We start from the raw sequence: 17,921 nt of genomic DNA on the forward strand, positions 1-17,921 counted from the left end.
GACGTGTGAAATTTTCCCACATAGAAGATGCGAAGACGATCTGCGGTTGCGGATCGGATGTCCCCGTGTTTCCCGCGCTTCGGTGCCCGGTCGCCAAGTCATGCCGTGTCCATGTCAGGGAGCGGCCAAGTCATGGTGCGGCCGAGTCGTGCGGTCGTGACGGTTCTGTCGCGGACCGCACCCGTCATTCTCCGGTCCCGGCCATCCGGGAGCGGCCGAGCCCTCACGCCTGATCAGGACAGTCATGGACGTCCCCTGGATCGAGACCGCCGCCCGGCACTGGCGGCATGGGCGGATCGTCGGGCGCCGGTTCGCCGACCGGCGTCCCGGCATCCGCGCAGCCCTGCGGGCGGCCGCGCCGGACAGCGTGCTGCTGGCCGGCAACTCCCACGCGGAGTTCGTCGGAACGCCGGATCTCGGCGGCCGGGCCTGCATCAACATCGCCGTCGGCGGCAGCACCGCGGTCGATTGCGGCCGCCATCTCGCGGAGCTGCGCGTGCCGACCCGCTGCGCGGCCGCGGTGCTGATCATCGGCACCAACGACCTCCAGCGCTGGCGGCATCCCGAGCGGGCCCGCGTGGTCGACCGGTTCGAGGCCGATGTCCGGCGCATCCTGCGCAGTCTGGAGGCGTGGTCGGCACAGGTGTTCGTCGCCGCCGTACCGCCGGTGGGAATCGGGGCGACCGGCCGGGATCCCGCCGCCGTCGCGGTCTTTTCGGACCGCTTGGCGAGGCTGTGTGCCGAGGGGGGCCACACCTTCTTCGACCCGTTCGCGGCGTGGCGCGCCGGCACCGGGGGGCTCGCCGGCCCCGGTCTCCACCGGGACGGCGTGCATCTGGCCGATTACGCGCCCCTGGCCGCGGCGCTCTCCCGCGCGGTGGCGGGCATGGTCCCTCCGGCCGGGCGGCCGCTCCGCCCGGATGTGCCCTGTCCCGGGCCCCGCCCGACGCCCGTCGCGACGGCGCCTGCCGCGACGGCGCCCCTGCGGGTCCTGCGCGCGGCCTGGGTCGGCCGGCCGTGAGGATCCGCGCGCTCCGGGCCGCGCGCCCAGATCCGGGCTGTGCCGCGCCGCAGCTGCCCCTGCGGTTCTGGCCCGAGGACGCGACGGTCTGGCTCGCCGAGAATGGCGTCCGGCGACCCCGGGCTGCGCGGCACGCCCTGGCGGCTCTGGCGGCCCTCGGGCTCCGCGGTCGGTATGAGGCCCGGCGGGTGGGTGCCGGTAAGATTGTGACCGGGCCGGCGAGCGCCCTGGCTTTGCGCGACTCCGAGGCGGAGATTGGGTTCGTCTTCCAGGTCACGCCCTATGGGTATGGCGCGGAAAAGTTCTGAGAGCTTGCCGTTTGCGCCTCCGGTGCGGTGACCGGGCAGCCTCGGCCAACGGCTGCCATCAGGAAGGCCATCGTGGCACGGATCGGGAGCGAACGCTTCAGGTCTGGATAGGTCGCTAGCCAGATCTCGCGCATCGGCGGCATCGGCTTGATGGGCAAGCGGACGAGGGCTGCATCGTCGTCTGCGATAAAGCGCGGAAGAACCGCCGCACCGAGGCCCGCCCGCGCCGCTTCTTGCTGTCCGAACAGATCGCTGGCCTGAAACACGATGGGTCGCCCGGCCAGCAGGCTCCGCAGCCAAGCCTGCTGCGGCACATGGTCCAGAGCCGGATCGTAGCCGATGAAGGTCCATTCGGCCGGCGGCCGCGTTGCGAGTTCCGGCGTGCCATACAGCGCGAATCGCATGAGCCCAATGCGCCGGATGACGAGGTCCGGGTCGTCAGGACGCGTCAACCGTACGGCGATGTCCGCCTCCCCCCGATCCAGCGCCGCCCGGTGGGAGGTCCCCGAAAGGATAAGCGTGGTCCCTGGATGGATTCGATGGAAGTCTATCACCTGCGGGGCGATCAGCCGGGCCGCGACAGCGGGCGGGGCGCTGACGCGGACGGTCGCGGCGGGTGAAGCCGCGAGTCCACGCGCACAGCGCTCGATGGCATGCACCGTTCCAGACATCGTCTCGACCATGGCGGCGATCGCCCTGCCCTCTCCAGTCAGGGCGACACGGCGCGGTAGCCGTTCGACCAGCCGAACAGCAAGGGCCTTCTCCAGGGCCGAGACACGCCGCCCGATGGTCGCGTGATCGACGCCCAGCGCCCGCGCTGCGGCCGAGAGGGAGCCGGACTGCGCCAGAACCGAAAAGTAGTGAAGGTCCTGCCAGTCGAGCATCCGTGGATCTCCGCAAGGAGGCTGTGAGAAAACTCGGAATTTCCTCGCCGGTCAAAAAGCCATTCTCTGCCGGTGCGGAGGTGGACCATGACGATAGCCATAGCAATGAGCAGACCCGGTACACCGGAAGTTCTTCTGCCGATCAGAGTGAAAGTGCAGGATCCGGGGCCCGGTGAGGTTCGTATTTGCCAATCAACCATCGGCGTAAATTTCGTCGATATATATCATCGCACCGGTCTTTATCCCCATGAAGGACTTCCTGCGGTTCTGGGGTTCGAAGGTGCCGGGACGGTCGAGTCTGTCGGTTTGGGCGTCGTGTCGCTCAAGGTCGGTGACCGCGTCGCCTATCACGGCATGCCGATGGGGGCTTATGCCGAGGCCCGCGTCCTGCCGGAGAGCCGGTTGATCAAGCTGCCCGACGGCCTTTCCGAACACGTTATGGGCGGTACGATGCTGCGCGGCCTGACCGCTCACATGCTGCTGCATTCGGTGCGGGTCGTGCAGCCGGGAGATTGGATCCTGGTCCACGCTGCCGGCGGCGGACTGGGCCAGCTCGTCACCCGATGGGCGAAACGCATCGGCGCAGGCGTGATCGGCACGGTCGGGTCCGAGAGCAAGCGGGCTCAGGCTGAAGCTGCCGGCGCCGATGCGGTGTTCCTTCACGGACAGGCTGACTGGGTCGCGCGCGCCCGCGCCGTCGCGGATGGCGTGGGTGTCCACCTCGCCATCGACGGCATCGGCGGCGCCATGCTGACCCGAACCTTGGACGCGGTCCGGCCGTTCGGGATGGTGGCCAGCATTGGGCAGCCGGCTGGACCCATCCCGCCGGTCCGGGTCGAGGATCTGGGCGGGAGCCGCGCGCTCGCACTGATGCGCCCCAGCGTGATCGCCTATGCCAACGATCCGGACTGCTACCGCCGGGGCTGTTCCGATCTGTTGGCGGCGTTGCAATCCGGACTGACCAACCCGATCGGTGCCGCGTACCCGCTGCGGGACGCGGGCCAAGCCCATGCCGACTTGGAGGCGGGACGCACGACCGGGAGTGTGATCCTCACGGTTTCGGCATGACGCCGGGCCGCGTATCACGCGCCCCGATCAAGGCGGGCTCGTGCACAGCAGGGTGGGCGCGCAGACCGTCCGGAAGCCCGCCCGGACGTAGAGCGCCTCGACCGCGCCGCCGGCCGGGCATTGCAGGAAGACCTGTGTGGCCCCGCGGGCCCGCGCCTCGCGCAGGGCCGCCACGGTCACGGCGGTGCCCAGGCCGCGACGCTGCCGGTCGGCCCGCGTGCTGACATTGTACAGCCCCGCCCTGTCGCCGCGCAGGTAAAGGCTCGCGCAGGCCGCCGGACCGGTGGCGTCGCGCAGGACGAGGTGCAACGGCGCGAGTCCCGTCCTGCTCCGGGCCGCGCGCAGGGCCGGGATATAGAAGCGGCGCAGATGCGTCCGCACGCCCGGGTCGTCGGACAGGTGAGCGAAGACTCGCTCGAAATCCGGCCCCGGTGCGGGCGCCGCCTGCACGGTGATCGCGCCACCCGCCGCGGACGACGACGGCCGCGGCCACGCCACCATCCAGCTCGCCGGGTAGAGCGCCGCCGGCTCGAACAGATCGCGCAGCAGCGCCACCTCCGCGTCGTCCCGGGCCAGGAAGGCCGGCGCCCGGGCACGCCCGAGGGCCGCGGCCCCCGCCCAGGCGAACTGGTCGGGCCGATGCACCCCGAAGGCGAAGTTCAGGGTCGGGTCCGGAATGCTCCGCGACCAGACGTAACCCGCCCCCCCGGGGCCGTGCTCGACGCCGTCGATCAGGGAGCCGGTGAGCGCGGCCACATGGGCGTCGCGCAGGGCCTCGAAGGTCAGATCGGGATCCCGCGGAGTCATGCGGCGGTCCCGGCGGCGGCTCCGGCGGCAGTCCCGGCGACGGTCCGCGCGGCCCGGCCCCATGCCCCGGCACCGGGCGCCATCAGCGCGGCGATCCGGTCGTGGAGATACGGCGACAGGACGATGTCGAGATGATCGGTTTCCGGTACGGTCTCCACCGCGAGAAGCCGGCTGGTGAGCGCGGACCAGTCGATCACCGGCAGGCCGCGGGTCAGGGACTCCGCCGCCACGAAGCTGTGGACCGGCACCGCGGCGGGTTCCAGCCGGAGGCCGCGGAACTGAATGGCGTGGTCGACCAGCGTCCAGAGCATCCGCTCCCGGCTTCCGACCTCGGGTCCGTCGGTCGGCAGGGGCTGCGGCTCGGCGGCCAGGAAGCGCAGGAACTGCAGGTCGGCCTCCGGGTCCATGCGGGCGCGCAGGGCCGCCCAATGCGCACGCATCGGCGAGCGCTCGAGCCAGGCGCCGACCAGCGATTCGTGGGCCGCCCGCTCCTCGGGCGCGATCGGCCGGCCGGCGCCGGGGGCGAAATTGGCCTCCAGGCCGCAGGCATCGAGCATGCCGACGCACGCCAGGGGGAAGCCGGGGCCGAGCCGGCGGGCGGTCTCGTAGGCCAGCACTCCGCCCCAGGACCAGCCCAGGAAGACGCACGTGCCGGCGCGGCCGCGCATCAGGCCGCGCACCCGCTCGGCATAGGCGTCGGCGAGGTCGGCCACAGCCGGCAGCGGCCGGACCGCCTCCACCAGGGAGGCGCACAGGAAGCCGTGCGCCTCCTGCCCGGGGCCGAGATGGGCCACCAGGGGCTCGTATTCCCGGGTGCTCACCAGGAGTCCCGGGAACAGCACCAGCACCGGCCGGTCGCTCTCCGGTTGCCCGGCGGACAGCCGGACCGTGGGGGCGAGGCCCTCGTCGGCCGCCTCCGCTCCGGCATCGATCCGCGCCGCCAGCTCCGCGATGGTGGGATCGCGCAGGAGGTCCGCCACGCCGATCCCGCCCCGGGGCGCGATGAGGCGCAGGCGCGCCACCAGCCGCAGGGCCGACAGGGAATCGCCGCCGAGTTCGAAGAAGCGCCGGTCCGCCACCCGGACCGGAAAGCCCAGGACCTCGGACCAGATCCCGGCGAGCCGCCGCTCCGTGGCGGAGCCGGGGGGCCGCCCGCGCCGGTCGTCGGCGGCGGGGTCCGGCAGGGCGTGGCGGTCGAGCTTGCCGTTGGCGGTCACCGGAAGCCGGTCGAGGAGGGTCAGGCTCGCCGGCACCATGGGCTCCGGCAGGGTGCGGGCGAGGCCGGCGCGCAGGCGGCCGGGCTCCAGGCGGCGCCCGCGTGACGGCACGACGTAGCCCGCGAGATAGGCACCGGCCGGGCCCTCCCGGCGCAGGACCACGGCCTCCGCGACGCCCGGCAGCCCCCGCAGAGCCGCCTCGACCTCGCCGATCTCGATCCGGTGGCCGCGGATCTTGACCTGATCGTCCGCCCGTCCGGCGAAGGCGAGGCTGCCGTCGGGGCGGCGCCGCACGCGGTCGCCGGTTCGGTACATCCGGCCGCCGCCCGCGGCGAAGGGGTCCGGCAGGAACCGCTCGGCGGTGAGCGCCGGACGCGCCCAATAGCCCCGGGCGAGGCCGCCGCCGATGTAGAGCTCGCCGGTTTCCCCCGCGCCCACGGGTTCGAGATCGGGCCCCAGCACGTAGGCCGCCCGCGCGCCCACCGGGCCGCCGATCGGCGCGTAGGGCTCGTCGAAGGTCGCGTCCGGCGGCACCGCCCAGATCAGCGGCGAGATCACGCATTCGGTCGGGCCGTAGCCGTTGATCAGCAGCCGGGGCTTCAGGGCGCGTCCGAGCCGCGCGAAGGTCTCCCGGGGCATCCCCTCCCCGCCGAAGGAGTAGACCTGGACCGAAGGGGCCTCGCCCAGGCGCTCGGCCCAGTCGGCGAGCTGGCCGATAAAGCTCGTGGGGAAGCCCGCATGGGTCACCCGGTGCCGGCGGATCTGCGCCAGGGTCTCGGCGGCGGTCCAGAGGTCGGGGCCGCGCAGCACGATGCAGCCGCCGGCCACGAGGGGCGTCATCCAGCGCTCGTGGGCGCCGTCGAACGCGAAGGACAGGACATGGAGCTCGCGCGACTCCGCGTCCATCGCGTAGGCCGCGGCCGTGGTGCGGCAGTGCATGGCGAGCGGGCCGTGTTCCACGAGCACGCCCTTCGGCATGCCGGTGGAGCCCGACGTGTAGATCAGGTAGGCGGCATCCCCCGGCTCCGGCATCACCGGGACGGCGGCGGCTCGGTCGGCTTCCAGGGCGGCTGGATCGAGCCGGGCGAGGCCCGCCGGAAGCTCCAGGCGCGCGGCGATCGCCGGTGTCGTGACGCAATGCGCGATGCCGGCATCCGCCAGCATCAGCTGCACCCGGGCGGCGGGGTATGCGGGATCGAGGGGCAGGAAGGCCGCGCCGGCCCGCAGAACCCCGAGCAGCGCCACGATCATCTCCGGCGACCGCTCCAGCGCCACCGCGACGCGGTCCCCGCGCCCGATCCCGCGGGCCGCGAGCCCGGCCGCGAGGGCGCAGGCCCAGGTGTCGAGCTCGCCCCGGGTGATCGTCCGGTTCCCGAACACCACCGCCGGCCGCCCGGGCTCGGCCGCGGCGAGGCGGGCGAGCCGGGCCGGGACGCTCTCGCGGTCGGCGTCGGGGGCTGGCTCCGACAGGGGGACGGCTTCGGGCGCGTGCGCCGGATCGGCGATCCAGTCCCGCGCCGCCGCGATCCCGCAGGGGCCGTATGCCCGGCTCCAGCCGGCGGGCAGCGCCCGGCCGGCCGGCCAGAAGGCGCCGCGCCCGGCCCGGTCGAAGGCCACCACCACCGGTGCCAGGGTCCAATCCCCGGCCGCGTCCGCGGTCGTGTCCCCGCCCGTGTCCGCGCCCGTGTCCGCGATCGCCGCCTCGTCCGCCATCGCCGCCTGGCCGGTCTGCCTGTCCATCCGCTCGCTCCTGCGCCGCTCCGGGCCTCGATGAACTGACGGTTGAGGCGTGGGGCCGTTCACGGCGGCGTCCCCGGGGCCTCCGGGCCGCGCCCGCACGAAAGGTCTGAACGCCGGGCGGCCCCATCCGTCAGGGAGGTGCCGGCGACACGCGGAGGACGGATGACGGACGCTTCGAGGCCCAGCATGTCCAGGGACGGGATGCACGACGACACGGCGCACGCCGACGCGCGGGTGCCGCTGGCCCTGGAGGGGACCCGGGAGGTGCCGGTGATCCGCCTCGCCGGTTCGGTCGAGCCGGCGGCCGCCGTGGATGCGATCCTGGCGCGCGCCGAGGCGCTGACCGCCGAGGACACGCGGGTCCTGCGCATCGCCGTGACGGCCGATCCGGCGACGACCGGGCGACTGCTCGACCTCGGCGCGGCCCGGCGCAGCGGCGACGGGGTCGAGATCCTGCCGGGGCTTCTCTGGCAATGCGCCGCCCGCTGGCTTCCCGCGGTCCGGCCGCCGTTCCCCGAGCTGTTCACCGCCACGGACGGGCGCCGCCACCCGCTGCGGCCCGGGACGCCCGCCGGCACGGTCTACGCGCGGGCGATCCCCTGGCTCGGCCGCACCGTGAGCTTCCGCACGATGACGGAGCCCGGCGACGTCGCCCTGTTCTCCGCCTGGATGAACGATCCCCGGGTCGCCGCGATCTGGCAGGAGACCGGCACCCTCGCGGCGCATGCCGCATACATCGCCAAGCTCCAGTCCGATCCCGCGACCCTGCCGCTGTTCGGCTGCCTCGACGGGAAGCCGTTCGGCTATTTCGAGCTGTACTGGGCGCGGGAGAGCCGCCTCGGGCCGCTCTACGAAGCCGGGCCCTACGACCGCGGCTGGCACGTGGCGATCGGCGACGAAGCCGTCCGCGGGCGGCCCGTTCTCTCGGCGTGGCTGCCGTCGCTGATGCATTACCTGCTCCTCGACGAGCCGCGCACGCAGCGGATCGTCGGCGAGCCCCGGGCCGATCACGCCCAGCAGATCCGGAATCTTCACGCCTCCGGCTTCGCGACGATCGCCACCGTCGACTTCCCCCACAAGCGGGCGGCCCTGGTCGCCCTGTCGCGCGAGCATTTCGTCCGCGACCGGCTCTGGGTGCCGGGCGCGGCCGCCGCCGACGCCGCGCCGCGGCCCCCCGCCGTGCCGGCCTAGACCGCCCCCCGAGCGAACAGAGATGCGAGCGATGACGGATCACCCCGCGACCGACGACATCATCGGCATCGGCTTCGGCCCGGCCAACCTGTCCCTGGCCATCGCCCTGCGGGACGCGATGGGCGACGGGCCGCCGCGGACGTCCCTGCGGTTCATCGAGCGGCAGGATCGGTTCGGCTGGCACCGGGCGATGATGCTGCCCGGCGCCGACATGCAGATCAGCTTCGTGAAGGACCTCGTGTCCCTGCGCGATCCGACGAGCCCGTTCAGCTTCCTCAACTACCTGCACGTGAAGGGGCGGCTCAGCACCTTCCTCAACCTCAAGACGTTCAACCCGTCCCGGGTCGAGTACAACGACTACCTGGCCTGGGCGGCGGACCATTTCTCGGACGTGGTCGCGTATGGCGAGACCGTGGAGGCCGTGCGGCCGGAGATCCGCGACGGCCGGCTCGCCGCCTTCGTGGTCGAGGCCCGGGACGGCGCCGGGACGCGCCGCCTGCGCCGCTGCCGTCACCTCGTCGTGGCCGCGGGCGGCGACCCGGCGATCCCGGCCCCCTTCGCGGCCCACGCGCAGGACCGGCGGCTGATCCACTCCTCCTGGTACCTGCCGGGGATCGCGCAGGCCCTCGGGGCGCCGCGCCTGGACGGGCCGGAGCCCCGCATCCTGGTGGTGGGCGGCGGCCAGAGCGCCGTGGAGATCGTCACCGATCTCGGCGCACGCTACCCGCGGGCGCTCGTCGACCTCGCGATCCGCGGGCCCGCCCTGAAGCCCGCCGACGACAGTCCCTTCGTCAACGAGATCTTCGACCCTGCGGCCGTCGACCGGATCCACGGCGCCCCCGCGCCGGTCCGGGCCGAGCTGATCGCCGCCCACCGCGCCACCAACTATGCGGTGGTCGACGCCGACCTGATCCAGGACTTCTACGCCACGCTCTACGAGCAGACGGTGAGCGGCGTGACCCGCTACCGGCTGCGGCGGAGCACTCGGGTGGTGGCGCTGGAGCCGGCATCGGAGGGCTTGCGCGCGACCCTGCGCGACGACGTCGCCGGCACCGAGGAACGGCAGAGCTACGCGGCGGTGATCTGCGCCACCGGCTACCAGCGCGCCGCGGTGCCGGCGATCCTCGATCCCGTGCGCCCATTCATGGCCGGCGAGACCGCGGACCGGCACTACCGCCTGCCGCTGGAGCGCGCCGAGCCCCGGGTGAGCCTGCACCTCCAGGGCTTCAGCGAGCCGACGCATGGTCTGACCGAGACGTTGCTGTCGATCCTGCCCGTGCGGGCCGGCGCCATCGCGCAGACGATCCTCGAAGAGGAACGCGCCGCCCGGGCGGCCATCCGGTCGGCTGCGGCGGCCCCGTGAGGCGGCCGGTCGATCTCGACCAGGACCGGGTCGTCGCCCTCGTCCTGCGGTTGTCGGGGCCGGCGATCCTCGGCATCTCGGCCCACGCGCTGCAGATGCTGGTCAATGCGTGGTTCGTGGCCGATCTCGGCGCGGCCGCGATCGCCACCATCGCCATCGCGTATCCGGTCACGCTGCTGGTCGCGGCGCTCGGCTACGGGGCGGGGATCGCGGCGGCCTCGCAGGTCTCCCGCGCCCTCGGGGCGGGGGACGACGACCGCGCCGCGGCCTCTGCCGGCCTGGGCTTCTGGCTGAGCCTGCCGGCCGGGCTCGCCGTCACGGCCGCGATCGTCGCCGACACGCCGTTCTGGCTGCGCCTCCTCGGCGCCGATGCCGCCCTCGCCGCGGAGGCCGCGCCCTACACGGCGCTCGCCACGGTCGGCACGGCGCTGATGCTGGTGATGATCGTCGGCGGCTTCATCGTGCGCGCCCAGGGCCATGCGCGCCTCAGCGGCGCCGTCATGGTCGGCAGCTTCGGCCTCAACATCCTGCTCGACGGGGTGCTGATCCGGGTCTGCGGTCTCGGCACGGCGGGAGCCGGCTGGGCGGCGATCGGCGCGCAGCTCGCGGGGGCGGCCGCTTACGGCCTGCATTTCGCCCGGGCGCGGGGGCCGGACCGCATCAGCGTCCGATGGCCCGGCAGCCGGGTCGGGCGGGCGGCTCTCGCCGAGGCCCTGACCCTCGCCGTGCCGGCCACCGGCTCCAGCCTCCTCGCGGCCTTCGCGATGGCGCTGTTCGTGGAGGCGGCCGCCCCCTATGGCGACGCCGCCGTCGCCGCGCAGGGCATCGCCCTGCGGCTGACCCTGGTGGCGGCGCTGCCGCTCCTCGGGACGATGGCGGGCGCCCAGGCCGTCCTCGGCCACGCCGCCGGTGGCGGCCGCCGGGATCGCCTGCACCGCGCCCTCGCCTTCGTGCTCACCGCCGCCCTCGCCTACGGAGCCATCGTGGGCGGCCTGATGATCGTGCTGGCCGAGCCCCTCGCGGGCCTGTTCGCGCAGGATCCGGGGACCGCCCGGGAGGGTGCGCGCGCCACCGCGATCTTCGCCGTGGCCTTCATGCCGGTGGGCCTACAGCTCACGGCCGCGACCCTGTTCCAGGCGATCGGCGCGCCGCGCCGGGCCGCCGCCGTGTCGCTGGCGGCGCAGGGGTTGGCGCTGATCCCGCCGCTCCTGATCCTGCCGCCGCTCCTCGGCTATACGGGGGTGCTCGCCAGCCGGGTCGCGGCCGAGTTCCTGGCCGACGGGATCGGCTTGGCGCTGATGCTCGCGTGGTGCGTCGGCGCGCGCCGGACAGGCGGCGCAGCGCCGGTCGAGGGCCGCGAGGCAATGCAGGTGGCCGCGGCGCACGAGGCCGCACACCAGGGCACGTGAGACCCCGAGCCGGGCCGCGATCTCGATCTGCGGAACGCCCTCGACCCGGTGGAGCTGGAAGGCGGTCCGCACCGGCTCCGGCAGCTCGGCCACCGCGGCCTCCACCTGCCGCAGGGATTCGCGCGACGCCGCGGCCGCCTCGGGGGTTCCGATCCCCGGGTCGGCCGGATCCGGGGCGGCATCGAGGCCGGTGAACAGGCGCCGCTCGAAGCCCTGCCGCCGAGCCCGGTCGAGGGCGAGGTTGCGCACCATCCGCCCGACATAGGCGGCCTGGACCGCATCCCCGGCCTCAGGCGGATCCGCGATGAGCCGGAGCAGCACGTCCTGCACCACGTCCTCGGCCTGGGCCGGGCAGCCGAGGATGCGGCGCGCGCTCGCCAGATAGGCGGCGCGATGGCGCTCGAACGCCGCGAGGTTCCAGGATCCGCCGGGCGGCTGCCGGCCGGAGCCGGGCACGGGAGCCGCCGTGATCCTCTGGCCGGAGAGGCCAGCGTCGTAATTCCGGGCCGCCACGATCCCGCTCACATTGTCCCGCCTGCGTAGCTCACGCAGCCGGGACAGCTATCATGCGGTCGATTTGGACAACAATGTCTATCTTCGTGAATTAGAATGATTAAAATATTCGCTGTTCGGGATGTTTTCGCAGCGATTATCGAAAATATCTGATTTCCGGGTGCGAAGAAGGTCGTGACGACTTTCTAAGTCTTGAATCCTGCGGTCCGGCGTCTGGTGTCTGGCGTCCGGTGCCGGAGCGGCCGTGGGATCGGATTTCCGTCCGCGCCAGGGCCGGTCGGCGCGTGTATGCTGGCGGCCTGTCGATTCGGAGCGCGGGATGCGCATCCGAACCCTTCCCCGCAGGATCGCGTCAGGAGAGCCGGGGCCGCGATGCCGTCCGTCGATACGCTCGTCCCGGTGGGTGCCTTCGCGCTGCTGGTCCTCGCGTTCGCCGTGAAGCACCTCGCGGCGGATTTCCTGTTCCAGACCAACTGGATGGCTGAAGGCAAGCAACGGCCGTCCGCGTGGCTCGTCCCGCTCTGCGCCCATACCGGCCTGCACGGCCTCGGCACGCTGCTGATCGCCCTCGCGGTGAAGCCGGCCCTGTGGTGGCTGGCGCTGGCGGACTTCGCGATCCACACGGCGATCGACCGCGGCAAGGCGCTGGTCGCCCAGCGGACGCGCCTGCCCACCACGGATGCCCGGTTCTGGTGGCTGGTCGGCATCGACCAGTTCCTGCATCAGGTCACCCATCTCGGGTTCGCCGTGATGCTGGCGGCGGCCTGATCCGCGGTGCGGAGGGCGGGCGCCGCCGGGCGCGTCACAGCATCTCCGCCTCGAGCAGCCGGTTCGTGTCGGAGACCTTGCCGGCGAGTTCCAGCATCAGGAAGCGCTGGAAGGTGAGCGCCAGATCGGGGCGCTCCCGCTCCATGCGGGCGAGGCCGGCGCGGTCGATGCCGACCACCCGGCAGGGGCTCTCGGCGATGGCGGTGGCGGTGCGCCGGCCGCCCTGGACCAGCGCGATCTCGCCGATCACCGTGCCCGCGGTGGTGGTGCGCAGGCGCAGGTTTCCGCGGCCGGGAACCTCCATCTCGATGGAGACGACGCCCTGCTCCAGGAAGTAGAGGGCGTCGGCCGCCTCCCCCTGGCGCATCAGCGTCGCCCCGGCCGTCAGGTCGCGGACCGTCAGATACGGTGCGAAGTCGTCCGGCCCGAACGTGCTGCCCAGCCGATCGGCCATGTGCCGGGCGAAGACGGCGACCTCCCCCGGGCCGGCTCCCCCGGCCTCCACCAGGAGGGTGGCCTCGGCTTCGCGCAGGGCCTCGTCCAGGGTGTCGCGGATCCGGATATGCGGGTCCGCGGTGAGGCCGTTGCGGGCGATCTGCAGGCGTGCGGCCGGATCGAGATGGACCAGCAGCACGTCGAAGCCCCGCTGCTCGGCGAGCTGGCCGACCTTGCGGAACGCGATGAGCGCCGAACTGTCGAGCCCGACCGTCTCGCGGAAATCCAGGATCAGGACGCGCAGATCCCCGGCCTCCGCGCCGGCGCGCCGGTAGATCGCCTGGGCGTTGAGGAAGAACAGGTAGCCCTGCAGGGTGTAGATCCGGGTGCGGCCGCCGGCTTCCTGCAGTCGCGCCGCGGCGTCGGGACCGCGGATGACGCTGCTGCGCCGCTCTGCCCCCGAGAGCGACCGGCGGATCGCGCCGATCTGCCCGTATTGGACCCCGAAGATCAGGATCGCCAGCAGGACGCCGACCAGGAAGCCCGTGGTGGCCCCGAAGAACGCCGTGGCGGCGCACACGACCAGCGCGATGGCGATCTCCCAGCCCGGTAGGGTCCGGCAGGCGAGGTTCAGGTTGAACAGCAGCCCGATGCCGATGGCGATCAGGGCGCCGCCGGCCAGCGGGCGGGGCAGAAGCGCCAGGGGGCTCGCGCCGACGATGAGCAGCGCCGCCATGACGGCCAGCGTCAGCCACCAGCCGAGCCAGTGGCCGCCGCCGATGTTGTGCAGCAGGAGCGTCGAGGTCCGGCCGAAGCCCATCGCGGAGCTGCCGAACAGGCTTCCGACCATGTTGGTGGCGCCGGAGGCGACGAACATCCGGTCGATGTCGAGGTCGCGCCGGATCTCCAGCTCGACGCTCACCACGTAGAGGATCTGGATGATCACCGCCACGACGACCAGGGTGGCGATCTTGGGCCAGATCGGCAGGAGCAGGTGCGGGTCGAAGGCCATGAGGCTGCCGATGGCGGGCGGCCGCAGCAGCGATCCCGCCGGCAGCGGCTCGATCAGCCATCCCGCGGCCTGCCCGGCGGCGACGCTGGTGCCGGTCCAGGCCAGTCCGAGATGGACCACGGCGAGACTCGACAGGATGACCGTGGGATAGGTCCCCCAGTGCCGGACGATCCGGGGCAAGTAGAAGGCGCAGAAGCCGATGCCGAGGGTCAGGGCGATGCGCGCCAGCGCTCCGGCATCGATCCGGCCCGGATCGAGGGCCGCCGGGTCGACGGTGCGGAGCAGGGCCGCCAGCGGATCGTCGACATGGCCGCCGATCTGCACGCCGCTGCGCAGGAACAGCAGCCCGACTCCGCCGAGGAAGCCGGCGAGCACCGGATAGGGCAGGAGCTGCACCAGCAGGGAGGCCCGCAGCGTGCCGAGCAGCGCGAAGACCAATCCGGTGGCGAAGGTCGAGACGCCGCAGGCGACGAGGACGAGCTGGCCCACCGTCTCCGGATCGGTCACGCCCGCCGCTTCCAGCTGCCCGGCGACGCCCGCGGCGATCGCCGCCTGCACGATCGCGGCCGCGCCGATGAAGGAGAGCGAGATCCGCGCGGTCCGGCGGAGCGCGATGAAGACGAGGCTGCCCAGCACGTAGGCCGCGAGCAGGCCCGACAGGCCGGCGGCGCGGCTCTCCGCCAGCGGCCCCGCGAAGATGAGCTGGGAGTAGCTGATGAGATCGAGCAGCAGCACCATCACGGTCACCGCCGCGGCGGCGCCGATGCGTGCACCGCGCAGCAGCCCCTCGCGGCCGCCGGCCCGGGAGGCGGTTCCGGCGGACGTCAGGTCGGGTGTCGTCATCGGCACGGCCTCCACATCGTGCAGTCTCCGGGACTGCCGAGACAGGTTCCCGATAGTCGCGCGGGCCGATCATCACAGAGCCGCAGGACTCGGAGTTCGGCCGCGCGTGTCCTAACCTGATGGCGGCCACGGGCTTAAATTATCGTGCAGGCGTGAGGCTGCCCGAAGGCAGCATCGGCGCGGGCGGCGGACCGACGAGGCCCGGTTGCGGCGCGCGGGTCCCGGTCGGGTGTCCGGGATGCGATCCTGGACGGCGCGCCCGCACCTGCTAAGCCGACGGCGCCCAGGAGTCGCCGATGACCGCACCGATCCGACCCACCCGTCCCGCCTGCGCGGCGCTGCTGCTCGCCGGCTTCGCCGGGTCCGCCCGCGCCGCGGATGCGCCGTCGATCGCATGGCCCGAGCCCGGCGGCCGGGCGACGATCAGCCGGCCGTTCAAGGGATCGCCCCTCGCCGTCGGCGTCTCGTCCCGGACCGCGGGCGCCATCGACAGCCTGACCTGGGGCGGCACGCAGTTCATCAACGCCCGCGACCACGGCCGGGAGCTGCAATCGGCCGCCGCCTTCGACGGCTACGGGGAGTGCCTGAACCCCACGGAGGCCGGCAGCGATGCCGACGGCACCGGCCCGCGCAGCACGAGCCTGCTCACGGCCCTGCAGGTCGGCGCCGACACGCTCGAGACCCGGTCCCAGATGGCCTACTGGATCGGGCCCGGTGCGACGACCGGCAATTGCCCGAAGGGCCCCGTCCCCCATGCCGGGCCGCGCTCCAACGACGTCCTGGCCAAGCGCGTCACCCTCGGCGCCGAGGGCGTGGCCAACGCCATCGCGTACCGCGCCACCTACGTCACCGCCGAGCCGCATGCCTCCGCGACCTTCGAGGCGGCCACCGCCTACATGCCCCCCGACTTCGCGCAGTTCTGGAGCTACGATCCGGCGACGGGCCGCTCCGCGCCGCTCTCCGCGGGGCCGGCCGAGCAGGGCGTGCCGGTGATCCTGGCCAATGCCGACGGATCCCGGGCCATGGGCGTGTACAGCCCCGCCCTCCCCCAGCCGAGCGTGCCGAACGCGGGCTACGGCCGGTTCAACTTCGCGACCCTGCCGGGCCCTGGCAACGCGACGGTGAAGTGGAACTGCGTCTTCCGCGAGAACAACGTCCCGGCCGGGGCGCACAGCTACACCTGCTACGTGGTGGTCGGCACGCTGGAGGACGTCAAGGCGGGGATCGCGGCCCTGCGGACGGCGCTCGGCGGCGGGCCGGCCGCCCAAGCGCCGCAGGCTGCCCAAGCGCCGCAGGCTGCCCAAGCGCCGCGGGCCGCCCAAGCGCCGCGGGCTGCTATCGCGCCGCAGGCGGCCGTCGCGCCGCCCCCGGCCGCCCGGGCGCCCGGTACGGCGCTCTATGTCGGCACGCAGGGCGGCTGCAACGCCGGCGAGGTGACGATCGACCCGGGGTACAAGGGCTGCGCCACGGCGCCGATCGGCGCCACGCTGGCGCAACCGGGTAACCCCGGCGACCCGCCCGTCTATGTCGGCACGGCGGCCGGGCTCGATGCAGGCCTCGTCACCAGCAATCCCCGCCATCTCGACGCCGGCACGCGGCCGATCGGCTACCTCGCGCGGCCCGGATCCGGGGGGACGCCCCTCTATGTCGGGACGCAGGCGGGGTGCAATGCCGGGGTGGTCTCGACCAACCCGGCGCATCTCGACTGCAGCGGCGCGCCTCTGGGCGTCGCCGTGCGGTGACGGTTCAGCGCGCCTCGCTGAAGCGCTTGGTCGCCCGCTGCTCCTTCTTGTAGGCGGTGATCGCCGCCGAGCAGTTGGGCGAGAGCTTCTTGAGATTGGCCTTGAAGCAGGCTTCGACTTCCGGGCCGCCCGGCGCGTAGGCGCTGCAGAAATCCATGTAGTCGCCGGTGCAGTACTGCTTGAGCGCTTCCCGGGCCGGGGATTGCTCCGCGAAGGCCGCGGCGGGGCCGAGGCAGAGACCGATGGCCAGCAGGGCCGTCTTGGTCGAAGTCATGGACATCCTTTACTCGTCCCGGCCGCGCGCGTACGGCGCGCGGCGATGGGCGGGGCGGATGGACGCCAAGGATGGCGTCACCATGACACCCGGGCAGCGCGAATGCAGATCAGCCATGCCCGGTCCCGGAGGGCGGCCCGATCCTCCGGTCAGTGCGCGCCGACGCGGCGGCTGGGCACGATGTCGTTGGCGACGATCTCCCCGAACGGGCCGTCGTTGCGGGCATTGGTGGCCGGGCGACCCGTGGTGGCGCGCAGCGGCAGCTTCGGGAAGACCAGCTCGGCGAAGCGGTAGGCCTCCTCCAGGTGCGGGTAGCCCGAGAGGATGAAGCGGTCGATCCCGAGATCGATGTACTCCTTCATCCGGTCGGCAACCTGATCGGCCGAGCCGACCAAAGCCGTCCCGGCACCGCCGCGCACGAGGCCGACGCCGGCCCAGAGGTTGGGCGACACCACCAGCTTGTCGCGCTTGCCGCCGTGGAGGGCCATCATGCGGCTCTGGCCGACGGAATCCTGCCGCTTCAGGGTCTCCTGCGCCTTCGCGATGGTGGCGTCGTCGAGCTTCGAGATCAGTTGCTCGGCCGCGTCCCAGGCCTCGCCCTCCGTCTCCCGGGCGATCACGTGCAGGCGGATGCCATACGAGAAGGTCTTGCCCTTCGCCTCGGCGGCCTGCCGGGCGGCGGCGATCTTTTCCGCGACCTGCGCCGGCGGCTCGCCCCAGGTGAGGTAGACGTCGCAATGCTCGGCCGCCACCGCCATCCCGGCGGGCGAGGAGCCGCCGAAATAGAGCGGCGGATAGGGCTTCTGCACCGGCGGGTAGATCAGCCGGCCGTTCTCGGCGCGCAGATGCGCGCCCTGGAAGGTCACGGTCTCCCCCGCCAGCAGGCCGCGCCAGATCGTCAGGAACTCGTCGGTGACGGCGTAGCGTTCGTCGTGGGACAGGAACACGCCGTCGCCGGCGAGCTCCACCGGGTCGCCGCCGGTGACGACGTTGATCAGCAGGCGCCCGCCGGAGATCCGGTCGAGGGTCGCGGTCATGCGGGCGGCGGCCGAGGGCTCCATCAGGCCCGGCCGCACCGCCACGAGGAAGCGCAGCTGCCGGGTCAGGGGCGCCAGGGCCGAGGCGACGATCCAGGAATCCTCGCAGGAGCGCCCGGTGGGCAGCAGCACGCCGTAATAGCCGAGGGCGTCGGCGCCCTGCGCGATCTGCTGGAGGTAGCCGAGCGACACGTCCCGGGCGCCCTCCTGGGCACCGAGATAGCGCCCGTCGCCGTGGGTCGGCAGGAACCAGAGGACGTCGGCGCGCCCGTCGTGCGATGCGGTCATC

At 73.1% G+C, this 17,921-nt stretch carries 14 protein-coding genes and 1 pseudogene; 8 read left to right on the forward strand and 7 right to left on the reverse strand.

The window, feature by feature from the left end:
* Positions 1 to 244: 244 nt before the first annotated feature.
* Complete coding sequence (locus A3862_RS24490) at positions 245 to 1,021, forward strand: SGNH/GDSL hydrolase family protein (protein WP_043756522.1); 777 nt, start codon at positions 245 to 247, stop codon at positions 1,019 to 1,021.
* Positions 1,018 to 1,329, forward strand: a complete 312-nt coding sequence (locus A3862_RS24495) for a hypothetical protein (RefSeq protein WP_100793943.1) — start codon at positions 1,018 to 1,020, stop codon at positions 1,327 to 1,329. The genes A3862_RS24490 and A3862_RS24495 overlap by 4 nt, the downstream gene beginning before the upstream one ends.
* Here the strand turns inward: A3862_RS24495 and A3862_RS24500 are convergent.
* A complete protein-coding gene (locus tag A3862_RS24500) occupies positions 1,302 to 2,213 on the reverse strand; it encodes a LysR family transcriptional regulator (protein ID WP_043756521.1) in 912 nt (303 codons plus the stop codon). The two genes, A3862_RS24495 and A3862_RS24500, sit on opposite strands and share 28 nt — an antisense overlap.
* Before the next feature lie 87 nt (positions 2,214 to 2,300).
* On the opposite strand from A3862_RS24500, the gene A3862_RS24505 reads away from it, so the two are divergent.
* Positions 2,301 to 3,281 (forward strand): quinone oxidoreductase family protein, encoded by a 981-nt coding sequence (locus tag A3862_RS24505; protein ID WP_043756519.1) that lies wholly within the window; start codon positions 2,301 to 2,303, stop codon positions 3,279 to 3,281.
* A 27-nt stretch (positions 3,282 to 3,308) separates the two neighbouring features.
* On the opposite strand, the gene A3862_RS24510 is transcribed toward A3862_RS24505, so the two are convergent.
* Together A3862_RS24510 and A3862_RS24515 are read right to left on the reverse strand one after the other, a co-directional pair.
* Positions 3,309 to 4,088, reverse strand: a complete 780-nt coding sequence (locus A3862_RS24510; protein WP_043382476.1) for a GNAT family N-acetyltransferase — start codon at positions 4,086 to 4,088, stop codon at positions 3,309 to 3,311.
* Positions 4,085 to 7,045: an amino acid adenylation domain-containing protein gene (locus A3862_RS24515; protein ID WP_043756517.1), complete on the reverse strand. Its 2,961-nt coding sequence runs from the start codon at positions 7,043 to 7,045 to the stop codon at positions 4,085 to 4,087. The genes A3862_RS24510 and A3862_RS24515 overlap by 4 nt, the downstream gene beginning before the upstream one ends.
* A 186-nt stretch (positions 7,046 to 7,231) precedes the next feature.
* Here A3862_RS24515 and A3862_RS24520 point away from each other — a divergent pair, with 186 nt between their 5' ends.
* From A3862_RS24520 to A3862_RS24530, 3 genes are read left to right on the forward strand one after another with little or no spacing between them, the layout of a single operon-like run.
* Positions 7,232 to 8,236 carry a GNAT family N-acetyltransferase gene (locus A3862_RS24520; RefSeq protein ID WP_236952900.1) on the forward strand — a complete coding sequence of 335 codons (1,005 nt, stop codon included), beginning with the start codon at positions 7,232 to 7,234 and terminating at the stop codon, positions 8,234 to 8,236.
* Positions 8,237 to 8,267: 31 nt separating this feature from the next.
* Positions 8,268 to 9,599: a lysine N(6)-hydroxylase/L-ornithine N(5)-oxygenase family protein gene (locus A3862_RS24525; protein WP_043382372.1), complete on the forward strand. Its 1,332-nt coding sequence runs from the start codon at positions 8,268 to 8,270 to the stop codon at positions 9,597 to 9,599.
* Entirely contained in the window at positions 9,596 to 11,008 is a 1,413-nt protein-coding gene (locus A3862_RS24530) for an MATE family efflux transporter (RefSeq protein ID WP_043756515.1), read from the forward strand. The genes A3862_RS24525 and A3862_RS24530 overlap by 4 nt, the downstream gene beginning before the upstream one ends.
* 24 nt (positions 11,009 to 11,032) lie before the next feature.
* Here the strand turns inward: A3862_RS24530 and A3862_RS32200 are convergent.
* Positions 11,033 to 11,533 (reverse strand): annotated as a pseudogene (locus tag A3862_RS32200) (sigma factor); the annotation flags it as partial.
* A gap of 360 nt (positions 11,534 to 11,893) precedes the next feature.
* Between A3862_RS32200 and A3862_RS24540 the strand changes: the two are divergent.
* The gene (locus A3862_RS24540) at positions 11,894 to 12,289 is read left to right on the forward strand and encodes a DUF3307 domain-containing protein (RefSeq protein WP_043756514.1); all 396 of its coding nucleotides are present in this window, start codon (positions 11,894 to 11,896) and stop codon (positions 12,287 to 12,289) included.
* 34 nt (positions 12,290 to 12,323) lie between these two features.
* Here A3862_RS24540 and A3862_RS24545 read toward each other — a convergent pair whose 3' ends face one another.
* Positions 12,324 to 14,579 carry an SLC26A/SulP transporter family protein gene (locus A3862_RS24545; protein WP_043761061.1) on the reverse strand — a complete coding sequence of 752 codons (2,256 nt, stop codon included), beginning with the start codon at positions 14,577 to 14,579 and terminating at the stop codon, positions 12,324 to 12,326.
* Between the two features lie 296 nt (positions 14,580 to 14,875).
* Between A3862_RS24545 and A3862_RS24550 the strand changes: the two genes are divergently transcribed.
* Entirely contained in the window at positions 14,876 to 16,321 is a 1,446-nt protein-coding gene (locus tag A3862_RS24550) for a hypothetical protein (RefSeq protein ID WP_111474057.1), read from the forward strand.
* 4 nt (positions 16,322 to 16,325) lie between these two features.
* Here A3862_RS24550 and A3862_RS24555 read toward each other — a convergent pair whose 3' ends face one another.
* Together A3862_RS24555 and ssuD are read right to left on the reverse strand one after the other, a co-directional pair.
* Positions 16,326 to 16,595, reverse strand: a complete 270-nt coding sequence (locus A3862_RS24555) for a hypothetical protein (protein ID WP_043357569.1) — start codon at positions 16,593 to 16,595, stop codon at positions 16,326 to 16,328.
* 149 nt (positions 16,596 to 16,744) lie between these two features.
* Entirely contained in the window at positions 16,745 to 17,920 is a 1,176-nt protein-coding gene (gene ssuD, locus A3862_RS24560; RefSeq protein WP_043382379.1) for an FMNH2-dependent alkanesulfonate monooxygenase, read from the reverse strand.
* Position 17,921 lies beyond the last annotated feature (1 nt).

Source organism: Methylobacterium sp. XJLW (assembly GCF_003254375.1).
Taxonomy (GTDB): domain Bacteria; phylum Pseudomonadota; class Alphaproteobacteria; order Rhizobiales; family Beijerinckiaceae; genus Methylobacterium; species Methylobacterium fujisawaense.

Excerpts from the sequence above, each read along its gene's own strand:
- A3862_RS24520 (WP_236952900.1), top strand. The coding sequence starts at position 7,232 with ATGTCCAGGGACGGGATGCACGACGACACGGCGCACGCCGACGCGCGG.
- A3862_RS24555 (WP_043357569.1), bottom strand. The coding sequence starts at position 16,595 with ATGACTTCGACCAAGACGGCCCTGCTGGCCATCGGTCTCTGCCTCGGC.
- A3862_RS24500 (WP_043756521.1), bottom strand. The coding sequence starts at position 2,213 with ATGCTCGACTGGCAGGACCTTCACTACTTTTCGGTTCTGGCGCAGTCC.
- A3862_RS24515 (WP_043756517.1), bottom strand. The coding sequence starts at position 7,045 with ATGGACAGGCAGACCGGCCAGGCGGCGATGGCGGACGAGGCGGCGATC.
- A3862_RS24505 (WP_043756519.1), top strand. The coding sequence starts at position 2,301 with ATGACGATAGCCATAGCAATGAGCAGACCCGGTACACCGGAAGTTCTT.
- A3862_RS24525 (WP_043382372.1), top strand. The coding sequence starts at position 8,268 with ATGACGGATCACCCCGCGACCGACGACATCATCGGCATCGGCTTCGGC.
- A3862_RS24545 (WP_043761061.1), bottom strand. The coding sequence starts at position 14,579 with ATGACGACACCCGACCTGACGTCCGCCGGAACCGCCTCCCGGGCCGGC.
- A3862_RS24510 (WP_043382476.1), bottom strand. The coding sequence starts at position 4,088 with ATGACTCCGCGGGATCCCGATCTGACCTTCGAGGCCCTGCGCGACGCC.
- A3862_RS24540 (WP_043756514.1), top strand. The coding sequence starts at position 11,894 with ATGCCGTCCGTCGATACGCTCGTCCCGGTGGGTGCCTTCGCGCTGCTG.
- A3862_RS24550 (WP_111474057.1), top strand. The coding sequence starts at position 14,876 with ATGACCGCACCGATCCGACCCACCCGTCCCGCCTGCGCGGCGCTGCTG.
- A3862_RS24490 (WP_043756522.1), top strand. The coding sequence starts at position 245 with ATGGACGTCCCCTGGATCGAGACCGCCGCCCGGCACTGGCGGCATGGG.
- ssuD (WP_043382379.1), bottom strand. The coding sequence starts at position 17,920 with ATGACCGCATCGCACGACGGGCGCGCCGACGTCCTCTGGTTCCTGCCG.